This window comes from Cupriavidus sp. NPDC089707 (assembly GCF_044748965.1).
In the GTDB taxonomy this organism is placed as follows: Bacteria; Pseudomonadota; Gammaproteobacteria; order Burkholderiales; family Burkholderiaceae; genus Cupriavidus.
Map to the genome: position 1 here is coordinate 70,083 of NZ_JBIVHB010000010.1, position 18,361 is coordinate 88,443.

Annotated in this window: 13 protein-coding genes; 4 read left to right on the forward strand and 9 right to left on the reverse strand. The window is 68.7% G+C overall.

The window, feature by feature from the left end; all coding sequences use genetic code 11:
* Positions 1-253: 253 nt before the first annotated feature.
* Entirely contained in the window at positions 254-1,189 is a 936-nt protein-coding gene (locus ACIP1U_RS17730; protein WP_400317166.1) for a 2-hydroxyacid dehydrogenase, read from the forward strand.
* 23 nt (positions 1,190-1,212) lie between these two features.
* On the opposite strand, the gene ACIP1U_RS17735 is transcribed toward ACIP1U_RS17730, so the two are convergent.
* From ACIP1U_RS17735 to zwf, 5 genes are read right to left on the reverse strand one after another with little or no spacing between them, the layout of a single operon-like run.
* A complete protein-coding gene (locus ACIP1U_RS17735; RefSeq protein WP_400317169.1) occupies positions 1,213-2,541 on the reverse strand; it encodes a sensor histidine kinase in 1,329 nt (442 codons plus the stop codon).
* A complete protein-coding gene (locus tag ACIP1U_RS17740; RefSeq protein ID WP_400317171.1) occupies positions 2,541-3,236 on the reverse strand; it encodes a response regulator transcription factor in 696 nt (231 codons plus the stop codon). Before ACIP1U_RS17740 ends, ACIP1U_RS17735 begins: the two co-directional genes overlap by 1 nt.
* Before the next feature lie 2 nt (positions 3,237-3,238).
* Positions 3,239-4,258: a glucokinase gene (glk, locus tag ACIP1U_RS17745; RefSeq protein WP_400317174.1), complete on the reverse strand. Its 1,020-nt coding sequence runs from the start codon at positions 4,256-4,258 to the stop codon at positions 3,239-3,241.
* Between the two features lie 38 nt (positions 4,259-4,296).
* The gene (gene pgl / locus ACIP1U_RS17750; RefSeq protein WP_400317176.1) at positions 4,297-4,977 is read right to left on the reverse strand and encodes a 6-phosphogluconolactonase; all 681 of its coding nucleotides are present in this window, start codon (positions 4,975-4,977) and stop codon (positions 4,297-4,299) included.
* A 53-nt stretch (positions 4,978-5,030) separates the two neighbouring features.
* The gene (gene zwf / locus ACIP1U_RS17755; protein WP_400317178.1) at positions 5,031-6,488 is read right to left on the reverse strand and encodes a glucose-6-phosphate dehydrogenase; all 1,458 of its coding nucleotides are present in this window, start codon (positions 6,486-6,488) and stop codon (positions 5,031-5,033) included.
* A gap of 206 nt (positions 6,489-6,694) precedes the next feature.
* On the opposite strand from zwf, the gene edd reads away from it, so the two are divergent.
* On the forward strand, positions 6,695-8,530 hold the full coding sequence (gene edd, locus ACIP1U_RS17760; protein ID WP_400317181.1) for a phosphogluconate dehydratase: 1,836 nt from the start codon (positions 6,695-6,697) through the stop codon (positions 8,528-8,530).
* A 194-nt stretch (positions 8,531-8,724) separates the two neighbouring features.
* On the opposite strand, the gene ACIP1U_RS17765 is transcribed toward edd, so the two are convergent.
* Together ACIP1U_RS17765 and ACIP1U_RS17770 are read right to left on the reverse strand one after the other, a co-directional pair.
* Positions 8,725-9,615, reverse strand: coding sequence for a helix-turn-helix domain-containing protein (locus ACIP1U_RS17765; RefSeq protein ID WP_400317184.1), 891 nt, complete (start codon positions 9,613-9,615; stop codon positions 8,725-8,727).
* Positions 9,616-9,842: 227 nt separating this feature from the next.
* Positions 9,843-11,090: an MFS transporter gene (locus ACIP1U_RS17770; protein WP_400317187.1), complete on the reverse strand. Its 1,248-nt coding sequence runs from the start codon at positions 11,088-11,090 to the stop codon at positions 9,843-9,845.
* A gap of 373 nt (positions 11,091-11,463) precedes the next feature.
* Between ACIP1U_RS17770 and ACIP1U_RS17775 the strand changes: the two genes are divergently transcribed.
* Entirely contained in the window at positions 11,464-13,623 is a 2,160-nt protein-coding gene (locus ACIP1U_RS17775) for a TonB-dependent receptor family protein (RefSeq protein WP_400317190.1), read from the forward strand.
* Positions 13,624-13,836: 213 nt separating this feature from the next.
* Here ACIP1U_RS17775 and ACIP1U_RS17780 read toward each other — a convergent pair whose 3' ends face one another.
* Positions 13,837-15,450, reverse strand: coding sequence for a peptide chain release factor 3 (locus ACIP1U_RS17780; protein ID WP_400317193.1), 1,614 nt, complete (start codon positions 15,448-15,450; stop codon positions 13,837-13,839).
* A 125-nt stretch (positions 15,451-15,575) separates the two neighbouring features.
* Entirely contained in the window at positions 15,576-16,592 is a 1,017-nt protein-coding gene (locus tag ACIP1U_RS17785; protein WP_400317194.1) for a YihY/virulence factor BrkB family protein, read from the reverse strand.
* A gap of 1,218 nt (positions 16,593-17,810) precedes the next feature.
* Here ACIP1U_RS17785 and ACIP1U_RS17790 point away from each other — a divergent pair.
* A complete protein-coding gene (locus tag ACIP1U_RS17790; protein ID WP_400317196.1) occupies positions 17,811-18,218 on the forward strand; it encodes a hypothetical protein in 408 nt (135 codons plus the stop codon).
* Positions 18,219-18,361: the final 143 nt, after the last annotated feature.

An 18,361-nucleotide genomic window follows, 5' to 3' on the forward strand; every position in this document is an offset into this window, starting at 1 on the left:
CGGGCGTGGATTACGATCGCAAACCCACAGCGCGCGCTGCCCGGCATTGCTCCGCCTCAGCAAAGCGTACCCATTTCTGCGTGACTCCCCACGCCTGCGCCAGCCACGGCCGCCGCCGGCAAGCCGCGCCCTGCGGCGCTAAAATGTGACGCCCGCTGACCATTGACCCGCGATCCGTGATCCGGAACGCCGGGTGGACCGGCATGGCCATCCCTTCGCAGAATCCACGCCTCCACACCCCGCTGTCCCCGCCATGAAACCCACGCTGCTGATCCTGACCCAGGTCGCTCCGCACCACCGCGACGCCATCGCCAAACAGTTTGAAATCGCCTACGCGCCCGATGCCGAAGGCCGCGCCACGCAGATCGCCATGCAAGGCGCGCGTATCCGCGCAGTGCTGACGATCGGCTCCACCGGCCTGACCGCGGCCGAGATCGACGCCATGCCGGCGCTGGAACTGGTGTGCGCGCTCGGCGCCGGGTTCGAGAACATCGCCGTCGCCCACGCCCGCGCGCGCGGCATCGCCGTGGCCAATGGCGCCGGCACCAACGACAGCTGCGTCGCCGATCACGCGCTCGCGCTGCTGCTGGCGACAGTGCGCGGGCTGCCACAGCTCGACGCCGCCACCCGCGCCGGCACCTGGCGCACGGCGCTGCCGCTGCGACCCAATGTTTCGGGCAAACGCATGGGAATCGTCGGGCTGGGCACCATCGGCCGGCGCATCGCGCGTCGCGGCGAAGGCTTCGACCTGGAGATCGGCTACCACAACCGCAAGCCGCGCGAGGACGTGGGCTACCGCTATTTCGACAACATCGGCGCGCTGGCCGACTGGGCCGACTACCTGGTGATCGCCACGCCGGGCGGCGGCGAGACGCGCCACCTGGTCGACGCCGGCGTGCTGGCCGCGCTGGGGCCGTCGGGCTTCCTGGTCAATATCGCGCGCGGCAGCGTGGTCGATACGCAGGCGCTGGCGGCGGCGCTGCGCGCCGGTACGTTGGGCGGCGCCGGTCTGGATGTCTATGAGAGCGAACCGGCGCCGCCGGTAGCGTTGTTCGATTGTCCAAACGTCGTGCTGACGCCGCACGTGGCCGGCTGGTCGCCGGAGGCAATCGCGGCGTCGGTGGTGCAGTTCCTGGAGAATGCGCGCCGGCATTTTGCCGGCGAGGCACTACTGACGCCCGTGGGTTGACGCCGGTACGCTGACCGCCCCCCTCAACCGGCCGGGAATACGACCCTGACACGCAGCCCCGGCCGCGCGTCTTCCAGCGCCACGCGCGCCCCATGCGACTGCGCGATTTCCGCCACGATCGCCAGGCCCAGTCCGCTGCCGCCGGTCGGCGCCTCGGGCACGCGGTAGAAGCGGTCGAACACACGCTCGCGCTCCCCGGCCGCAATGCCGGGGCCGTTGTCGCTGACCATCAGCTCGACCGGCCGCCCGTCGCCGCCGCGTGCCACCTGCACGTCGATGCGGCTGCCGGCCGGGACATAGGCCAGCGCGTTGTCCAGCAGGTTGGTCAGCAGGATGCGCAAGGCATCGGCATCGCCACGCACGATGGCCGGCGCCGCGTCGGCGTCGCCATCCACGCCCAGGTCGATATCGCGATCCAGCGCGGCCTGGGCCAGTTCCGCCACCACGCCGGTGGCCAGCGCGCGCAGCTCGACCGGCTCGTGCGGTGGCGTGGCAGCGCCGGGCTCCTGCCGCGCCAGCGTCAGCAGCTGCGTGACCAGGTGGGTCAGCCGCTCCAGCCCCTGGCGCAGCTTTGCGAGCGCCTCGTCGCGCGCCGTGCCGCTATCGGCGCGCTCGACCAGCTGGGCTTGCAGCTGCAGCGCGGCCAGCGGCGTGCGCAGCGCGTGCGCGGCGTCGGCCACGAAGGCGCGCTGCGTGTCGATGGCGTGCGAGAGCCGCGACAGCAGCTGGTTCAGCGCGGCGCTGAGCGGCGCGATCTCGTCCGGCATCTGCCGCACCGCCAGCGGGGCGAGCGCCGTGGCGTCGCGCGAGCGCACTTCGGCTGCGATCTCGCGCAGCGGCCGCAGCCCGCGGCCCACCGCCATCCACACCAGCCAGCCCAGCAGCGGCAGCAGCAACAGCAGCGGCGCCACGGTACGCAGCGCCATGCGCGCGGCCAGCGTGCGGCGCGCGCTCATGGGCTGCGCGATCTGCACCACGGTCGGCCCCAGCTGCATGCTGTACAGCCGCCACTCGCCCTGCTGCGTGGTCACGTTGGAGAAGCCCAGCTCGGCACGCGCGGGCAGCGCCGGGTGCGAATGCGACAAGTACAGGCTGCGCCCGGAACCGTCCCAGATATGGATGACGACATCCTCGTCGGCATGCGTCAGGTCGCCGGGCGCGCCGATAAAGGGCGCCGCCATTGGGTCGGCAAACTGGCTCGGCAGCGCCGCGGCCATCTGCTTCATCTGGTAATCGAACAGCGCATTGGCTTCCTGGCGCGCCTGGCCGTAGATCAACGCGGTGGCAATGGCAATGCCGGCGAGCAGTCCCGCGGCAAGCCACCACAGCAGGGTCCGCTGGATGGAGCGCATCAGCCGGGTTCTCCCTCGCCATCCAGACGCGGCACCACGTAGCCCACGCCGCGGATATTGCGGATCAGCGCGGCGCCGAACTTCTTGCGCAGCGCGTGGATATAGACCTCGACGGTATTGCTGCCCACCTCGTCGTCCCAGCCATACAGGCGCTCCTGCAGCTGCGGCACCGACCACACTTTGCCCGGCCGCGACATCAGCGCCGACAGCAGCGCGAACTCGCGCGCCGACAGCCGCACCGGCTCGCCGCGGTGCGTGACCTCGCGCGTGGACGGGTTGAGCACGATCTCGCCATAGGTCACCAGCGGCTCGGCCCGGCCCGCGGCGCGGCGTGCGAGCGCATGCATGCGCGCGGCCAGTTCCTGCAGGTCGAATGGCTTGACGAGGTAATCGTCGGCGCCGGCATTGAGGCCGGCGACGCGGTCCGCGACTGCGTCGCGCGCGGTCAGGATCAGCACCGGCGTTGGCACGCCGCGCGTGCGCAGCGTGCGCAGCACGTCAAGCCCCGAGCGGCGCGGCAGGCCGATGTCGAGCAGCACCAGGTCGTAGCAGGCCTCGCCGTCCTGCGACGACGTGGCTGCGGCCAGGCCCGCGTCGCCGTCGCGCACCCAGTCGACGGTGAAGCCCTCCTGCCGCAACGCCTGCCTGACGCTGTCGCCGATCATGGCGTCGTCTTCCACCAGCAGAACGCGCATGGCTAGGCATTCCCCGCTTCGCGATCCAGGCGATCGGCCAACGCCCGCGCCAGCCCGGGCAGCGCCGGGTGGCGCGCGGTGATGACATGGACCGGCAAGTCTTCGAGCCAGCCGCGCATGCGGCCCTTGGCAACAAAGCGCTCGGCGAAGGCAGAGGCCCGCAGCGCCGGCACGAAGCGCGGCAGGATGCCGCCGCCCAGGTAGACCCCGCCGCGCGCGCCCAGCACCAGCGCGATATCCGCCACGACCGAGCCCAGCAGCCCGAAGAACACTGTCATGGTGCGCTGGCACAACGGGTCGTTGCGCTGGAAGGCGCCGTCGGTGACCTGCTCCGGCTGCAGCGGCGCGAGCAAGAGCGTACCCGTTTCTGCGGCCAGCGCGGCATGGATCTGCGACAGCCCGGCGCCCGACAAGAGCCGTTCCGCGGACACCCGTCCGACCTGGCGATGGGCCGCGCGCCACGCCACCCATTCATCATCGGTGGACGGCATCAACTCGATATGGCCACCCTCGCCGGCCAGCGCCACCATCTGCCCGCCCGGGGCCGGAACCAGGCCCGACACGCCCAGCCCCGTGCCCGGTCCCACCAGCGCCAGCGGCGCGGTCGCGACCGCGGCGCCGGCGCGCACCTGCGCCAGGCCATCCGCCGGCAGGTGCGGCAAGGCCAGCGCCAGCGCGGTAAAGTCGTTCAGCGCCACCAGCGTCTGCAGGCCGAGCGCGCGGCGCATGCCGTCGATCGAGAACGACCAGTTGTGGTTGGTCAGTCTGACCTGGTCGCCGGTGACGGGGTTGGCCAGCCCGATCGCAGCATGGCGCGGCAGGGGCTGGCCGGTGCCGGCCAGGCCATCCAGGAACTGGCGCAGCGCGGCTTCGAGCGAGGGAAAGTCGGCGACCTTGAGCGCGGTCACCGGGCCGATCTGCATCGGCGCGGTCTCCAGCGCGAAACGCACGTTGGTGCCACCGATATCGCCGAGCAGGCGCGGGAAGGTGGCGGTGGCGGGAGTGGAGGCGGTGTCAGCCATAGCGTCGGTCACATCCCCTTCAAGAGTCAGAATTCAAATCAGGCCTTGAACACATCAAACCCGTGCCGGTGTCGCGACGCCACCAGGCTCACCGGCAGCGCGGGTGTCGGCCCCTGCAGCGCGCGTTCGAGCACCTGGGCCTTCGCCTCCCCGGTGACGGCCAGGAAGGCGCGCTCCGCCGCCAGCAGCGCGGCCAGGTTCAGCGTGATGCGCGCATGCGGTGCGGTGCCAGGGTGCGCCAGCAGGTAGCCCGGCTGCGGATCGCTCAGCGCGTCCTGCAGTTCGGGCGCGTCCGGGAACAGCGACGCGGTATGGCCATCCTCGCCCATGCCGAGCACCACGACGTCGGGCTGGCGGAACGCACGATTCGCGCGCGCCACCGCCGCGGCCGGGTCGGCCACGTCTTGCGCGTCGGCTACCAGCGGGATGAAGGCGGCACTGCCGGCGGCCTCGCGCAGCAGGTGCGCGCGCACCAGCGCGGCATTGCTGTCGGGGTGGTCGGGCGGCACCACGCGTTCGTCGACCAGCGTCACCGTCACCGCCTCCCAGCGCAGCGGACGGTAGCGCAGCCGCTCGAACATCGGCACCGGCGAGCGTCCACCGGACACCGCCAGTACCGCCCAGCCGTTGACGCGGATGGCGAGTTCGAGCGCATGGCTGATAGAGATGGCCAATGCCTCGGCCTGGTCCATCGGGGTGGGATGTTCGAACAGGCGCATGTCGTTTCCTCTGGTTCAGGCTTCCTCGTGCGGATCAGGCTTCTTCGTGCGGATCAGGCTTCTTCGTGCCATAAGGCGCCGTCGCGCGACATCAATGCCGATGACGCGGCCGGGCCCCACGTGCCGGCGGTGTAAGGCTTGGGCGGGACCGTGCTGGCTTCCCAGGTATCGATGATGGGCTCGACCCAGCGCCACGCCTGCACCTGCTCGTCGCGGCGCACGAACAAACCCAGCCGGCCGCGGATCACGTCGAGCAGCAGCCGCTCGTAGGCGCCGGCGCGGCGCACCTTGAATGAGTTGGCGAAGTCGAGGTCGAGCGAGGTCGGCGTCAGTTCCAGCGTGTCGCCGGGCTGCTTGACCAGGCAATACAGCCGGATGCTTTCTTCGGGCTGCAGCTGGATCACCAGCCGGTTCTGCGGCGACAGCGTCAGCGGGCGCGGGAAAATCGCGTGCGGCACGTCGCGGAAGTGGATCACGATCTCGGCCACGCGCGCCTGCATGCGCTTGCCGGTGCGCAGATAGAACGGCACGCCCTCCCAGCGCCAGTTGGCGATCTCGGCCTTGACCGCGACGAAGGTCTCGGTACGGCTCTCGGGGGCGATGCCGGCCTCATCCGTGTAGCCCGGCACCGGCTTGCCGCCGATGGCGCCGGCGCGGTACTGGCCGCGCACGGTTTTCTCGGCAACGTCCTGCGGCGTGATCGGCTTGAGCGCCTTCAGGATCTTGATCTTCTCGTCGCGGATGGCATCTTCCGACAGGCTGGCGGGCGGCTCCATCGCGACCATGCACAGCAGCTGCAGCAGGTGGTTCTGCACCATGTCGCGCAGCGCCCCGGTCTGGTCGTAGAAATCGCCGCGCGTCTCCACGCCGAGTTCTTCGGCGATGGTGATCTGCACGTCCTGCACCCACTCGCGCCGCCACAGCGGCTCGAACAAGGCATTGCCGAAGCGGATCGCCATCAGGTTCTGCACCGACTCCTTGCCGAGGTAGTGGTCGATACGGTAGATCTGTTCTTCGGCGAAGAAATTCGCCACCGCCGAGTTGATCGCCTCGTTCGATTCGAGGTCATGGCCCAGCGGTTTTTCCAGCACGATGCGTACGTTGGGCGCCGTGCGCGTATTGAGGCCGGTACGCGCGAGCTGTTCGCAGATCGAAACGAACAAGTGCGGCGCGGTGGCGAGATAGCACACCACCACTTCCGGCTTGCGCGACAGCACCTTGTCAGCCAGCGCGTCGAAATGCGCGGGCACGCGTGCGTCGGCCTGCACGTAACTGATGCGCGCGCAGAACTTTTCCCATGACTCCGGCGGCGCATGGGCCAGTGCGGGCCGCACGGTCTGCTCCAGCGACGCAAGGTAGTCCTCGGTCGACAACGGCTGGCTGCCGGTGGCGAGGATGCGCGCGGCCGGATGCAGCAGGCCGGCATGGTGCGCGTCGAACAAGGAAGGCAGCAGCTTGCGCCGCGCCAGGTCGCCGGTGCCGCCGAACAGCACCATGTCGAAATCAGGCATGCTCACCCTGCGCTCCTTGAGGATTCGAGTTGTCGCGGCCATCGCGCGATGGCGGGCCGTGTTGCGGCCAGTTTACGTGAGTCGCTACGGCTTGGCGAGGCAAGCGTACCCATTTCTGCGTGGCTCGCCCGGACCGCGCGCGAGCCTCCGGCGTGCAGCGCCCGGCAAAGTGCGCTAGGCTGAAAGCTCCCCCGCAGGAGAACCCCATGCCACGTCATCCAGTGCTCGAGCGGGTCACCGCCCGCATCGTCTCCCGCAGTGCCGCCACGCGCCAGGCGTATCTGGACCGCACGCGCGCCATGGCCGGGCAGAAAGTGGAACGCGCCCAGCTCTCTTGTACCAACCTGGCCCACGCGGTGGCCGCGATGCCTGACGAAGCCAAGATCCGCCTGAAGGCCGACGAGCGGCCAAACCTGGCGATCGTCTCCGCCTACAACGACATGCTGTCGGCGCACCAGCCGCTGGCGGCCTATCCGCAGTGGATCAAGGAGGCGGCGCTCGAGGCTGGAGGCACCGCGCAGTTCGCAGGCGGCACGCCCGCGATGTGCGATGGCGTGACGCAGGGCCAGGACGGCATGGACCTGTCGCTGTTCTCGCGCGACGTGATCGCGCTGGCCTCGGCCGTGGCCCTGTCGCACCAGATGTTCGACGCCGCGCTGTACCTGGGCGTGTGCGACAAGATCGTGCCGGGGCTGGTGATGGGCGCGCTGTCGTTCGGCCACCTGCCCGCGGTGTTCGTGCCGGGCGGGCCTATGACCACTGGCATCAGCAATGACGAAAAGGCGCACACGCGCCAGCTCTATGCGGAAGGCAAGATCGGGCGGGAAGCACTGCTCGAAGCCGAGACCCGCTCCTATCACGGCCCCGGCACCTGCACCTTCTATGGCACCGCCAATTCCAACCAGATGCTGATGGAAATGATGGGGCTGCACCTGCCGGGCACCGCCTTCGTCAACCCCGGCACGCCGCTGCGCGAGGCGCTGACGCGCGAGGCCGCGCGCCAGGCGCTCAAGCTGGTGCATGGCGGCGAGCGCTACACGCCGGTGGCCGAGGTGCTGGACGAGCATGCCTTCGTCAACGGCATCGTCGGGCTGCTCGCCACCGGCGGCTCGACCAACCACACGCTGCACCTGATTGCGATGGCGCGCGTGGGCGGCATTGTGCTGGGCTGGGACGACTTCGACGAACTGTCCGCGGTAGTGCCGCTGCTGGCGCGCGTGTACCCCAACGGCAAGGCCGATGTGAATCAGTTCCAGGCCGCCGGCGGGCTGCCTGTGGTGATCCGCGGGCTGCTGTCGCTGGGACTGCTGCATGACGACGTCACCACCATCTTCGGCCGCGGGCTGGAGGACTATACGCGCGAGCCAGTGCTGCGCGACGGCAAGCTGAGCTGGATCGACGGCCCCGCGGCGCCGCTTGACGACAGCATCGTGCGCAGCGCCGGCCAGCCGTTCGCGCCGGACGGCGGCATCAAGGTGCTCGACGGCAAGCTGGGCCGAGCGGTGATCAAGACCTCTGCGGTCAAGCCCGAGCACCAGGTGGTGCAGGCGCCGGCGATCGTGTTCGAGCATCAGGACGACGTGCTGCACGCCTTCAAGCGCGGCGAGCTGGAACGCGACTTTGTCGCGGTGCTGCCATGGCAGGGCCCGGCAGCGTGCGGCATGCCCGAGCTGCACAAGCTGACGCCGACGCTGACGGTGCTGCAGGATCGCGGCTTCCATGTCGCGCTGGTCACCGACGGGCGCATGTCGGGCGCGTCGGGCAAGGTGCCGGCAGCGATCCATGTCTGTCCGGAAGCGCTGCGCGGCGGCGCGATCGCGCGCGTGCGCACCGGGGACCTGATGCGCGTGGATGCGCCCGCGGGCGTGCTGGAGGTGCTGGTGCCGGACGACGAATGGCGCGCGCGTGAGGCGGCCCATCCGGACCTCAGCGCCAACCGGCACGGCGTCGGCCGCGACCTGTTCACGGCCTTCCGCAGCAACGTGAGCACGGCCGAAAGCGGCGCCTGCACGCTGTTTGCCGACGAGGGCAAGGCCAGCTAGCCGAGCATGGCGATGAGACGGCGGGGCGTACCCGTTTCTGCGTGCGGTCACCGGGAATTCGGCGCCTCGGCGATAGCGGGCGGCGCGTCAAATTTTCCAGAAATTAGTGATTTTTGAACGCGCGATGTCAGATGATCACCGACAAAGACAAGACACTGACTCGCAGCCCTTGTCCGACAATGGGCCGTGGCGATTCAGTCGGAGGGCAACAATCCCGAGCGCCAGCTGCCGGGCGTGACCCCGAACGCAGCGCGGAAGCGGTGGTTCAGGTGGCTGGCCGAGGCAAACCCGGCGCGCGCGGCCACGTCGCGCAGGCCAAGCCGTGGCTCGCCCAGCAGCTGGCGGGCGCGCTCGAGCCGCATCCGCAGGATCCATGCATGGGGCGGCATCCCGAACGAGACCCGGAACATGCGCGCGAAGTGGAATTCCGACAGGCCCGCCAGGGCCGCCAGTTCGCCCAGGGTCGGGTTGTGCGCGGGATGGCTTTCGATCCAGTCGCGGACGGTGCGCCGTGCCTGCGCCGACAGGCCACCGCGCCAGTCCGTCGGCGCGGGGCGCCCGGCGTGGTGCAGCACCAGGTGGCTGACCGCCTCATGCGCCAGCGCGTTGCAGGCCATGCGCGCCTCGGGCTGGTGCCAGTCGAGCGCGGCCAGCCGCTGGCTCAATGCGTACAGGAACGGATCGTCGGCAAAGGTCAGGTCGCGCAGCGCCACCGAACGCGGCTCGCGGTCGAGCAGGCGCACGCAGTGCCAGGCCAGCAGCTCCGGCCTGACATACAGGTGAACGAATCGCTGCGGGCCGCCCACGTGCCAGCGCGACTCATGGTCCGCCGGCAGCAGGCAGAGCCGCCCGGGCGCACCTTTGTTGCCGGGCTGGTCGCGCCTGTAGGTGCCAAGGCCGCCTTCCAGGTAGACCGAAATAGTGTGGTGGCCGGGATGGGCGTAGGCGGTATCGTCGTCCCGGTTGCGCCACAGCGCCAGGCCCAGCCCATCGCCCAGCACGGCCGCGCGTTCGAGCGACGCGCGCGAGCCGGTGAGCGCGGCAAAGACCGCGTGGCGCTGGAGCGGGTCGGACGGAGCGGCCATGTGGCGGGGACGAATAGGAAACTGGCGGGGCGACGTCGGCGGGGAGCCTGGGGGCAACTTTCAGCGACGAAAGTCGGGCCGGAAAGCCACCGCACAAGGCTGGACTATACCGTCAGCCGTGCACTGGCCGCTCATGCAGGAGCCAGGCAACAACTACGCAGAAACGGGTACGCTTCGCGGCCCCGCCACAGCCTGGCCTGGCCTGGGCGGCGAACGATCCGCGATGGTCAGGTGGCGTGTTCGTGCAGCCGGTCGCGCGAGGCCAGCGCCGGGAACAGCCGCATCCACACCGCCACCACCAGCAGCGTGCCGACGCCCCCCAGGATCACCGCGCCCACCGGGCCGAACAGCGCCGCGGTCACGCCGGACTCGAACTCGCCCAACTGGTTGGAGGCGCCGATGAATACCGAGTTGACCGCGCCGACCCGCCCGCGCATGTCGTCGGGCGTATCGAGCTGGACCAGCGTCGAGCGCACCACCACGCTGATCATGTCCGAGGCGCCCAGCACCACCAGCGCGGCCATCGACAGCGGCAACCACGTCGACACCCCGAAGACCACGGTGGCAACGCCGAACAGCGCGACCGCGCCGAACATGATGCGCCCGGCGCGGCGGTTCAGCGGGTGGCGCGCCAGCCACAGCGCCATGACCAGCGCACCGACCGCCGGCGACGAGCGCAGCAGACCCAGGCCCCACGGTCCGGTATGCAGGATGTCGCGCGCATAGATCGGCAGCAGTGCCACCGCACCGCCCAGCAGCACGGCGAACAAGTCCAGCGAGATCGCGCCTAGCAGCACCTGCCGGCTGCGGATATAGGCGAAGCCGGCAAACACCGTGCTGACGCTGACCGGCGCGGTCAGCCGCTGCGCGGCCTGCCGCAGCGTGATGCCGCTGACCAGCACCGCGGCGATGACGAACAGCGTCGCGCTCAGCGCATAGACCACGCCGGGGCCCGCCACGTAGGCAAAGCCGCCGATGGCCGGGCCGATGATGATCGCGGTCTGCGCGGCGGAACTGGCCAGCGCCACCGCGCGCGGCAACTGGCGTGGCGTCACCACGCTGGGCAGCAGCGCCTGCAGCGTGGGGTTTTCGAACGCGCGCGTGGCGCCGATCAGCGCGACGAAGACAAAAATGTGATGGCTGTCGATCCAGCCGGTGAGGCTGGCCACGGCCATGCCGACGGCCAGCAGCGCTTCGATCGACTGGCAAGTGCGCACGATGCGGCGCCGGTCAAAGCGGTCGGCGACGTGGCCGGACATCAGGATCAGCACCACCGACGGCAGGAATTGCACCAGCCCGACCATGCCCAGCATCAGCGGGTCGCGCGTCAGGTCGTACATCTGCCAGCCCACTGCCACGGTAAAGATCTGGTAGCCGATGGTGGTGCACAGGCGGGCAAACCAGTAGCGGCGGAACGCGGCGTCGCCGAAGACGCTATCCGGCTCGACGGCCGGGACGGTGGCAGGGGAAGACATGGATGCTGGAGGCGGGGTTTCAGACAGCGGGTTGGCGCCACGCAGGCGCTACAGCGATACCGGTGGCAATTGCGGTGGCTATTGCGGTGACACTTGCAGCGGCAATCGCCGCGGCAAGCGACGACATAAAGCCACGATTTTACGGTGACCGCTGAATTAGTGCATACACATGCATGCGTTGCGATCCGATGGCCGGCTGACGCGTCCTTCTTGTCACATTTGACGTGCAAATGTATCAATCATGATGCATGGATGCGACAAACGTTCCGGGTTTGATCTGACTAATCGCATCTGAGAATCACTCGCACCTATAATCCCGCCTCATTCGGCGCATCCGTCCGGTGGAATGCGCTGCCTATCCAGGACCCTCATCTTGCAGCCCGCTTTCCGTCTCACCGCCGGTGCCATCGGCGCCGCCCTGTTGTTCACCCTCTCAGCCCACGCCCAGACTGCCGCCACGGCCACCGCCACCGGCAGCGCCAATGCGGAAACCACCCTCAACGCCGTCACCGTGGTCGGCAACTGGCTCGACAACGCCGATGAAGCCAAAGTGCTGGAACATCCTGGCGCACGCACCATCGTCGACCGGGTGACCTTCCAGGAAGCCGGCGCCAACAACGTGCGCGAGGTCCTGCGCCGCGTCCCCGGCGTGCAGGTGCAGGAGAATAACGGCACCGGCGGCAGCGATGTGTCGCTGAACGTGGGCGTGCGGGGCCTGACTTCGCGGCTGTCGCCGCGCTCGACCATCCTGATGGACGGCGTGCCGCTGGCGGTAGCGCCCTATGGCCAGCCGCAGCTGTCGATGGCACCGCTGTCGCTGGGCAACCTGGAAAGCATCGACGTGGTCCGCGGCGCGGGCTCGGTGCGCTATGGTCCGCAGAACGTGGGCGGCATCATCAACTTCGCGACGCGGTCGATCCCGAAGGCCTTTGCGGCCGATGCCTCGGTATCGACCGACATCTACAGCCACGGCGGCAACGTCAAGACCAACCCGACCGCGTTTATCGGCGGCACCAACGATAACGGGCTGGGTGGCGCGCTGCTGTACTCGGGCATCCATGGCAATGGCTATCGCGAGAGCAACGACCACGTCAATATCGACGACCTGATGCTCAAGGGCAACTACCGGATCTCGAAGACCGACGAACTGAGCGCAGCCTTCCACTACTACGAGGGCAGGGCCGGCATGCCAGGCGGCCTGACGTCGGCGCAGTACGCCGCCGATCCGTTCCAGTCGGTGCGGCCCTACGACAATTTCGACGGCCGCCGCAACGACTTCAGCCTGAAATACAGCCACAACGATAACAACCGCAAGTTCGAGGTGCTGACGTACTACACCGACAGCTTCCGCGGCAGCAATATCGAGCAGCAAGGCACGGGCGCATCGGCCAACCTGCGCCGCTTGACCTCTGCGCCGCGCAACTACCATACGTTCGCGATCGAGCCGCGCTACTCGCAGCTGTTCCGCGGCGAAAACATGAGCCATGAGGTCAGCGTCGGCTACCGCTTCCTGCGCGAAGCCAGCGACGAGAAGGCCTCGCGCACAGTGTTCTACACCCCGGGCACCATCGATCCGACCACGCTGCCGTCGCCGGTGTACCAGTCGCGCACGGGCGGCACCACCGCCAACGCGGTCTATATCGACGACACCATCAACGTCGGCAGCTGGACCATCACGCCGGGCCTGCGCTACGAATTCATCCGATCGTACGTGACCGACAACTTCACCGGCGCGCGCAACGATGTCTCGTCCAACGAGCCGCTGCCGTCGCTGGCGGTGATGTACCACGTCAGCGACCAGTGGAAACTGTTCGCCAACGCCGGCGTCTCGTTCGGGCCGCTGCAGTACTTCCAGATCGCGCAGACCACCAACGGCCTGACGCCCGAGAAGGCGAAGACGTACGAAATCGGCACGCACTTCAACAGCAACGGCTGGGGCGGCGAGCTGACGCTGTTCAATATCGACTTCGACGACGAGCTGCAGCTGCGCGGCGGCACCGGCGGCGCGCCGGATGCCTGGACCAACCTCGGCGCCACCACGCACCGCGGCGTGGAATCTTCTCTGCGCTATGACTTCGGCGCGCTCGACAAGTCGCTGGCCGGCCTGTCGGCGTACGCGACCTACACCTTCACCGAAGCCACCTACAACCAGGGCAACTTCGCCGGACGCGACCTGCCGTTCTATTCGCGGCATGTGGCCACCGTGGGCATGCGCTATGCGCGCAACCGCTGGGCGTTCAATATCGACGGCTACGCACAGTCCAAGCAGCATTCGCCGGGCGACCCGAGCACGTCGACCAGGTACCAGACCGCGGAGAGCGCCAATGGCGCGCTGGGCGACATCCCGGGCTACGCACTGCTGAACATGCGGCTGGGCTACGACTTCGGCAAGTCGGCACAGAACCTGAAGCTGGCGGTCGGGGTGAAGAACCTGTTTGACAAGCGCTATTTCACGCGCTCGACGGACAACAATTTGGGCAAGTACGTGGGGATGCCGCGGACTTTCTATATCCAGGCGTCGCTGGCGTATTGAGGGGGCGCAAGTAAGGCGGCGTGTTTGCTCCCCTCTCCCATGTAATGGGAGAGGGGCCGGGGGAGAGGGCCGGAGCATCCACGAAGTGTCATCGCGTCGAGCACCGCCTGCCCTCTCCCCCGCCCCTCTCCCGCAAGCGGGAGAGGGGAGCAAACCCCCGATGCAAAACGGCTCGCCATGGCGAGCCGTTTTGCGTTGTCAGCGACGGGATCGTCAGACGATCTCGCGCGTCTCCAAAAACTGCAGCTCGGGGAACCGCTCCTGCGTCAGTCGCAGGTTCACCATGCTCGGCGCCAGGTACACATGGTCACCGGCGCCGTCCAGCGCCACGTTATGCCCGGCCTTGGCGATCAGCTTCTCGATCTCCGCGGGCGAACCCTTGAGCCAGCGCGCCGTGGCGCACTCGTGCGACTCAAAGATGGCATCGACACCGTACTCATGCTCGAGCCGGTGCGCCACTACGTCGAACTGCAGGATACCGACCGCGCCCAGCACCAGGTCGTTGGAGACAAGCGGTCGGAACATCTGCGTCGCGCCCTCTTCCGCCAGTTGCTGCAGGCCCTTCTGCAGCTGCTTGACCTTGAGCGGGTTGTTCAGGCGCGCGCGGCGGAAAAATTCCGGCGCGAACGACGGGATGCCGGTGAACTTGAGCGGCTCGCCCTCGGTGAAGACATCGCCCAGGCGGATGGTGCCGTGGTTGGGCACGCCGATGATGTCGCCGGCGTAGGCCTCTTCCGTCGTGTTGCGGTCCTGCGCCATGAAGGTGATGGCGTTGTTGATCGCCACGGTCTTGCCGGCGGAGACGTGCAGCAGCTTCATGCCGCGCTCGAAGCGGCCCGAGCATACGCGCACGAAGGCAATGCGGTCGCGGTGGCGCGGGTCCATGTTGGCCTGGATCTTGAAGACGAAGCCGGTGAACTTGCCTTCATTCGGCTCGACCACGCGCGTGTCGGTGTTGCGCGCCAGCGGCGGCGGCGACAGCTCGCACAGCGCGTCCAGCAGCGACTGCACGCCAAAGTTGTTGATCGCCGAGCCGAAGTAGACCGGGGTCTGCTTGCCGGAGAGGAACGCCTCCTTGTCGAAGGTGTGCGACGCGCCGCGCACCAGTTCGATCTCGACGCGCAGCTCGTCGGCCTGGCTGCCGAGGATGCGGTCAAGTTCCGGGTTGTCCAGGCCGTCCAGGATCGCCGCGGTGCCCTTGTCGCCCTTCGGGTCGAACAGCTGCACCTTGTCGTCGATCAGGTGGTACACGCCGCGGAACTGCTTGCCCATGCCGATCGGCCAGGTCATCGGCGCGCACTGGATCTGCAGCACGTCTTCGATTTCATCGAGCAGCTCGATCGGCGAGCGGCCCTCGCGGTCGAGCTTGTTGATGAAGGTAAGGATGGGCGTGTCGCGCAGGCGGCAGACGTTGAGCAGCTTGATGGTCTGCGCTTCCACGCCGTTGACCGAGTCGATCACCATCACGGCCGAGTCGACCGCCGTCAGCGTGCGGTAGGTGTCTTCCGAGAAGTCCTCGTGGCCCGGCGTGTCGAGCAGGTTGACGATGTTCTCCTGCGCGTTGCCGTCGGCGCTGTTACTGGCATGCCCGCGCCGATACGGGAACTGCATCACCGACGAGGTCACCGAGATGCCGCGCTGCTTTTCCAGTTCCATCCAGTCGGAGGTGGCATGGCGGTCGGCCTTGCGCGCGCGCACCTCGCCCGCGACCTGGATGGCGCCGCCGAACCACAGCAGCTTTTCGGTCAGGGTCGTCTTGCCCGCGTCGGGGTGGGAGATAATGGCAAAGGTGCGTCGACGCGCAATTTCGGATACGAGCGAGCTCACGGAATCTGGCTGGGAATTAGTAGAGGGAGTAGAGGGCGCGGCATGAGCCGGCACCCGGACCGGCGCCGCCGCAGGCGGCACTGCGCCAGGCCATGCGGGACTTACGGAGGGAATGGGGCGCTATTTTACCGGTTCACGGGCCAGGCCGGGGGTTTGCCTTCGCCCTTGCCAATCCCCTCCCCTCCCATGCCCGGCACACCGCGCAGGCTGCCGAACTGCAGTGCGTACTGGCGCGTCAGCTCGGCGCCAAAGAAGAAGATCTGCGCCGAGTAATAGATCCACAGCATCAGTGCCACCACCGAGCCCGCCGCGCCGTATGAGGACGCCACGGCACTATTTCCCAGATAGAGGCCAATCAGCCGCTTGCCCACCGAGAACAGCAGCGCGGTAATGACGGCGCCCATGGTCACGTCACGCCAGGCGATGCGCGCGTTGGGCAGCATCTTGAAGATCACGGCGAACAGCGCGGTCACGACGGCAAAGGAAAACGCCGTCGAGATCACGTCGGCCACCGGGGCGAACCAGGATTGCGTCCACAGCTGGCCCCAGACGCGCTCGATCACCGCCAGCGCGGCGTTGACGATCAGCGACACCAGCAGCATGAAGGCCAGCACCAGCACAAGGCTGAACGACAGCAGCCGCGCGCGCAGCAGCGTCTGCCAGCCGGCAGTCTTGGGCACCGGCACATGCCAGATGTCATCGAGGCTGCTCTTGAGCTCGGCAAAGGCGCTGGTGGCGCCGACGAACAGGATGCCCATGGCGATCAGCGCGGCCATGCCGCTGCCGCCAGCGCGGTGCGTGGCGGCCAGGATCTGCTGGATCGCCGTGGCGCCCTGTTCGCCGACGAGCCCTTCGATCTGGGCGAAGATCTCGCCGCGCGCCGCCTCGGCGCCGAAGAACAGGCCGGCGATGGAGATCACCAGCACCAGGATCGGCGCCAGCGAGAACAGCATGTAGAAGGAAAGCGCCGCGCCCTTGCTGGCGGCGCGGTGGTCGAACCAGGAGGTGACCGCCGCAGTGACCACGCGCAGCGTGCGCGCGCCGGTGTGCCGGTCCGGCAGCCAGTGAGGGCGGTGAGGTCGCGGCTGCGGGGCGCCGCTGCCGGCGGACGATGCGGGTTGGTGTTCGGTGTTGTCGTTCACGGCCTTGGGTTTGCCGGTTCGGGAGCCCTCGTGCGCAGAGACCGGTAACCGGAAAGCCTGGCGCAAGCGGCCGCGGGACGCCCCGGCAGCGAGGGTGCTTGCGTTCATCATACTGCGCATCGCGTGGCTTGCCCAAGCGGCACCCCTGAGGCGACCTGCTACAGTAAGACTAGGCACACCTGCCGGCGCATCCCGTGCCAGCGCGCCGGCGCAAGGAGGCATCAGTGACCCGTTTCCTTTCCGCACGACCGGTGGCCGCCATACTCGTGGTCGGGATGCTGGGCGTTGCCGGCTGCGAGCGCAGCCAGCCCGGCCCCAAACCCATCTCAGGCACTGCCACGACCTCGTCGTCCACTGCCGCTCCCACCCTGCCAGCGGCACCCAGCCCGCCTGGCCAGGCTCGCTGACGATCACGGCAGCCGCTGCCGCGAGGGACGCCCGCGGCGTACCCGTTTCTGCGTGCTATTACTACGCTGCGCGGCGCCATGGCGCCGCGCGGGCAGCGTGCTCGCCGGTGTTCCCCACTGTTACGCAATGCAAGGCTGATGTAACTCCGGTTTCAAACATGCAACTCGGTGCAGTGCGGCGAATGCGCCGCTGCCGGGGCGCGCTTTCCCGCACCCGGCGTGCGTGTCAGGCGGCCATGCCCGCACATGCGCGCACGCGGCCAGCGGTGGCGCTCGCTGCGTGCGTTGCAACGGCGAAACCGAATGGTCCCGTGGCACCGCCGCGGCCGCGCAAGGCGCGACCGGGCGGGCTGCAAACCCGCATGGCACAAGCGTTTGCGGCCATTGGCACACTTGTCGCTCAGCATCCGCAGGGACGCCGCGCGCGTCCGGACCATCAACCAGCCACACTACTGCGGAGAGAGATCAGCCATGCGTCATCCGCCTTCACGCATGACGGCGCGCCGGCGCTCATACCGGTTGGCGGGCCCCCCGCCTTCGGTGACTGACCTGCTTTCGCCGCCGCTGCTGCCCTACCCGCGCGCGCGGGTCGAGGCGGCACCGTTGGCCACGGCCAGCGCACCTTGCCCCGGCGGAGCGCGGCGGGCCAGGGGTCCGGCCTGCACGCGCGCAGCCTGCGGGCGCCCGGCCGGAAGGCGGCGCGCCTGACCGGGAGTTAGTGCGGAATCAAGCGGGCATGCCAGCCGGCTTGTCTGCGCGGATTTGTGCTCCGTCCCCCGGCGGGCACTTTTTTCCACAAGGAGGAGACGCCATGAAAGCCGCAATCCCTGCCGCAGGCGTGCTGGCCGCCTTGGCGGTCTTCTCGGCCCCTGCCGTGGCAGCCAGCTATACCTGGTTCGATCGTCCCGACGACGCCAGCGCCAACAGCCATGCGGCGGTCAGCAATGATGTTTATGTGCGCGGCTTCGGCTGGGCCTGGGGCGAACTGCATATGCAGCAGGACACTTCGCCAGGCGCGGCCGGCCCTGCGGCGCCGCAAGGCGGCCGGCAGGCGCGCGACCACCCGGACCGGCGCGACGCGCCGCCGTGGCTGCAACGGGACGACAACGGCCCGCCACGCACGCCGCGCGGCAAGATCAGCATGAACCTCGCGGCCGCCCCGACGGATGCGGCCATAGGCGGGAGCGGGGCCGGCCAGCCCCGCGCGGTTGTGCGCTGACGTGCCAGCGGGCACGAGGAAAGGCGGAACCGGCGAGCGGACGTCGGCGGTTCCCCTTTCCTGTGGCGCGCTGCGTGGTGCTCAACGGCGTGCTCACCCGCGTCCTCAGAAGCGGCGGATGGCGGCGGAGGGCGCTTGCGAAG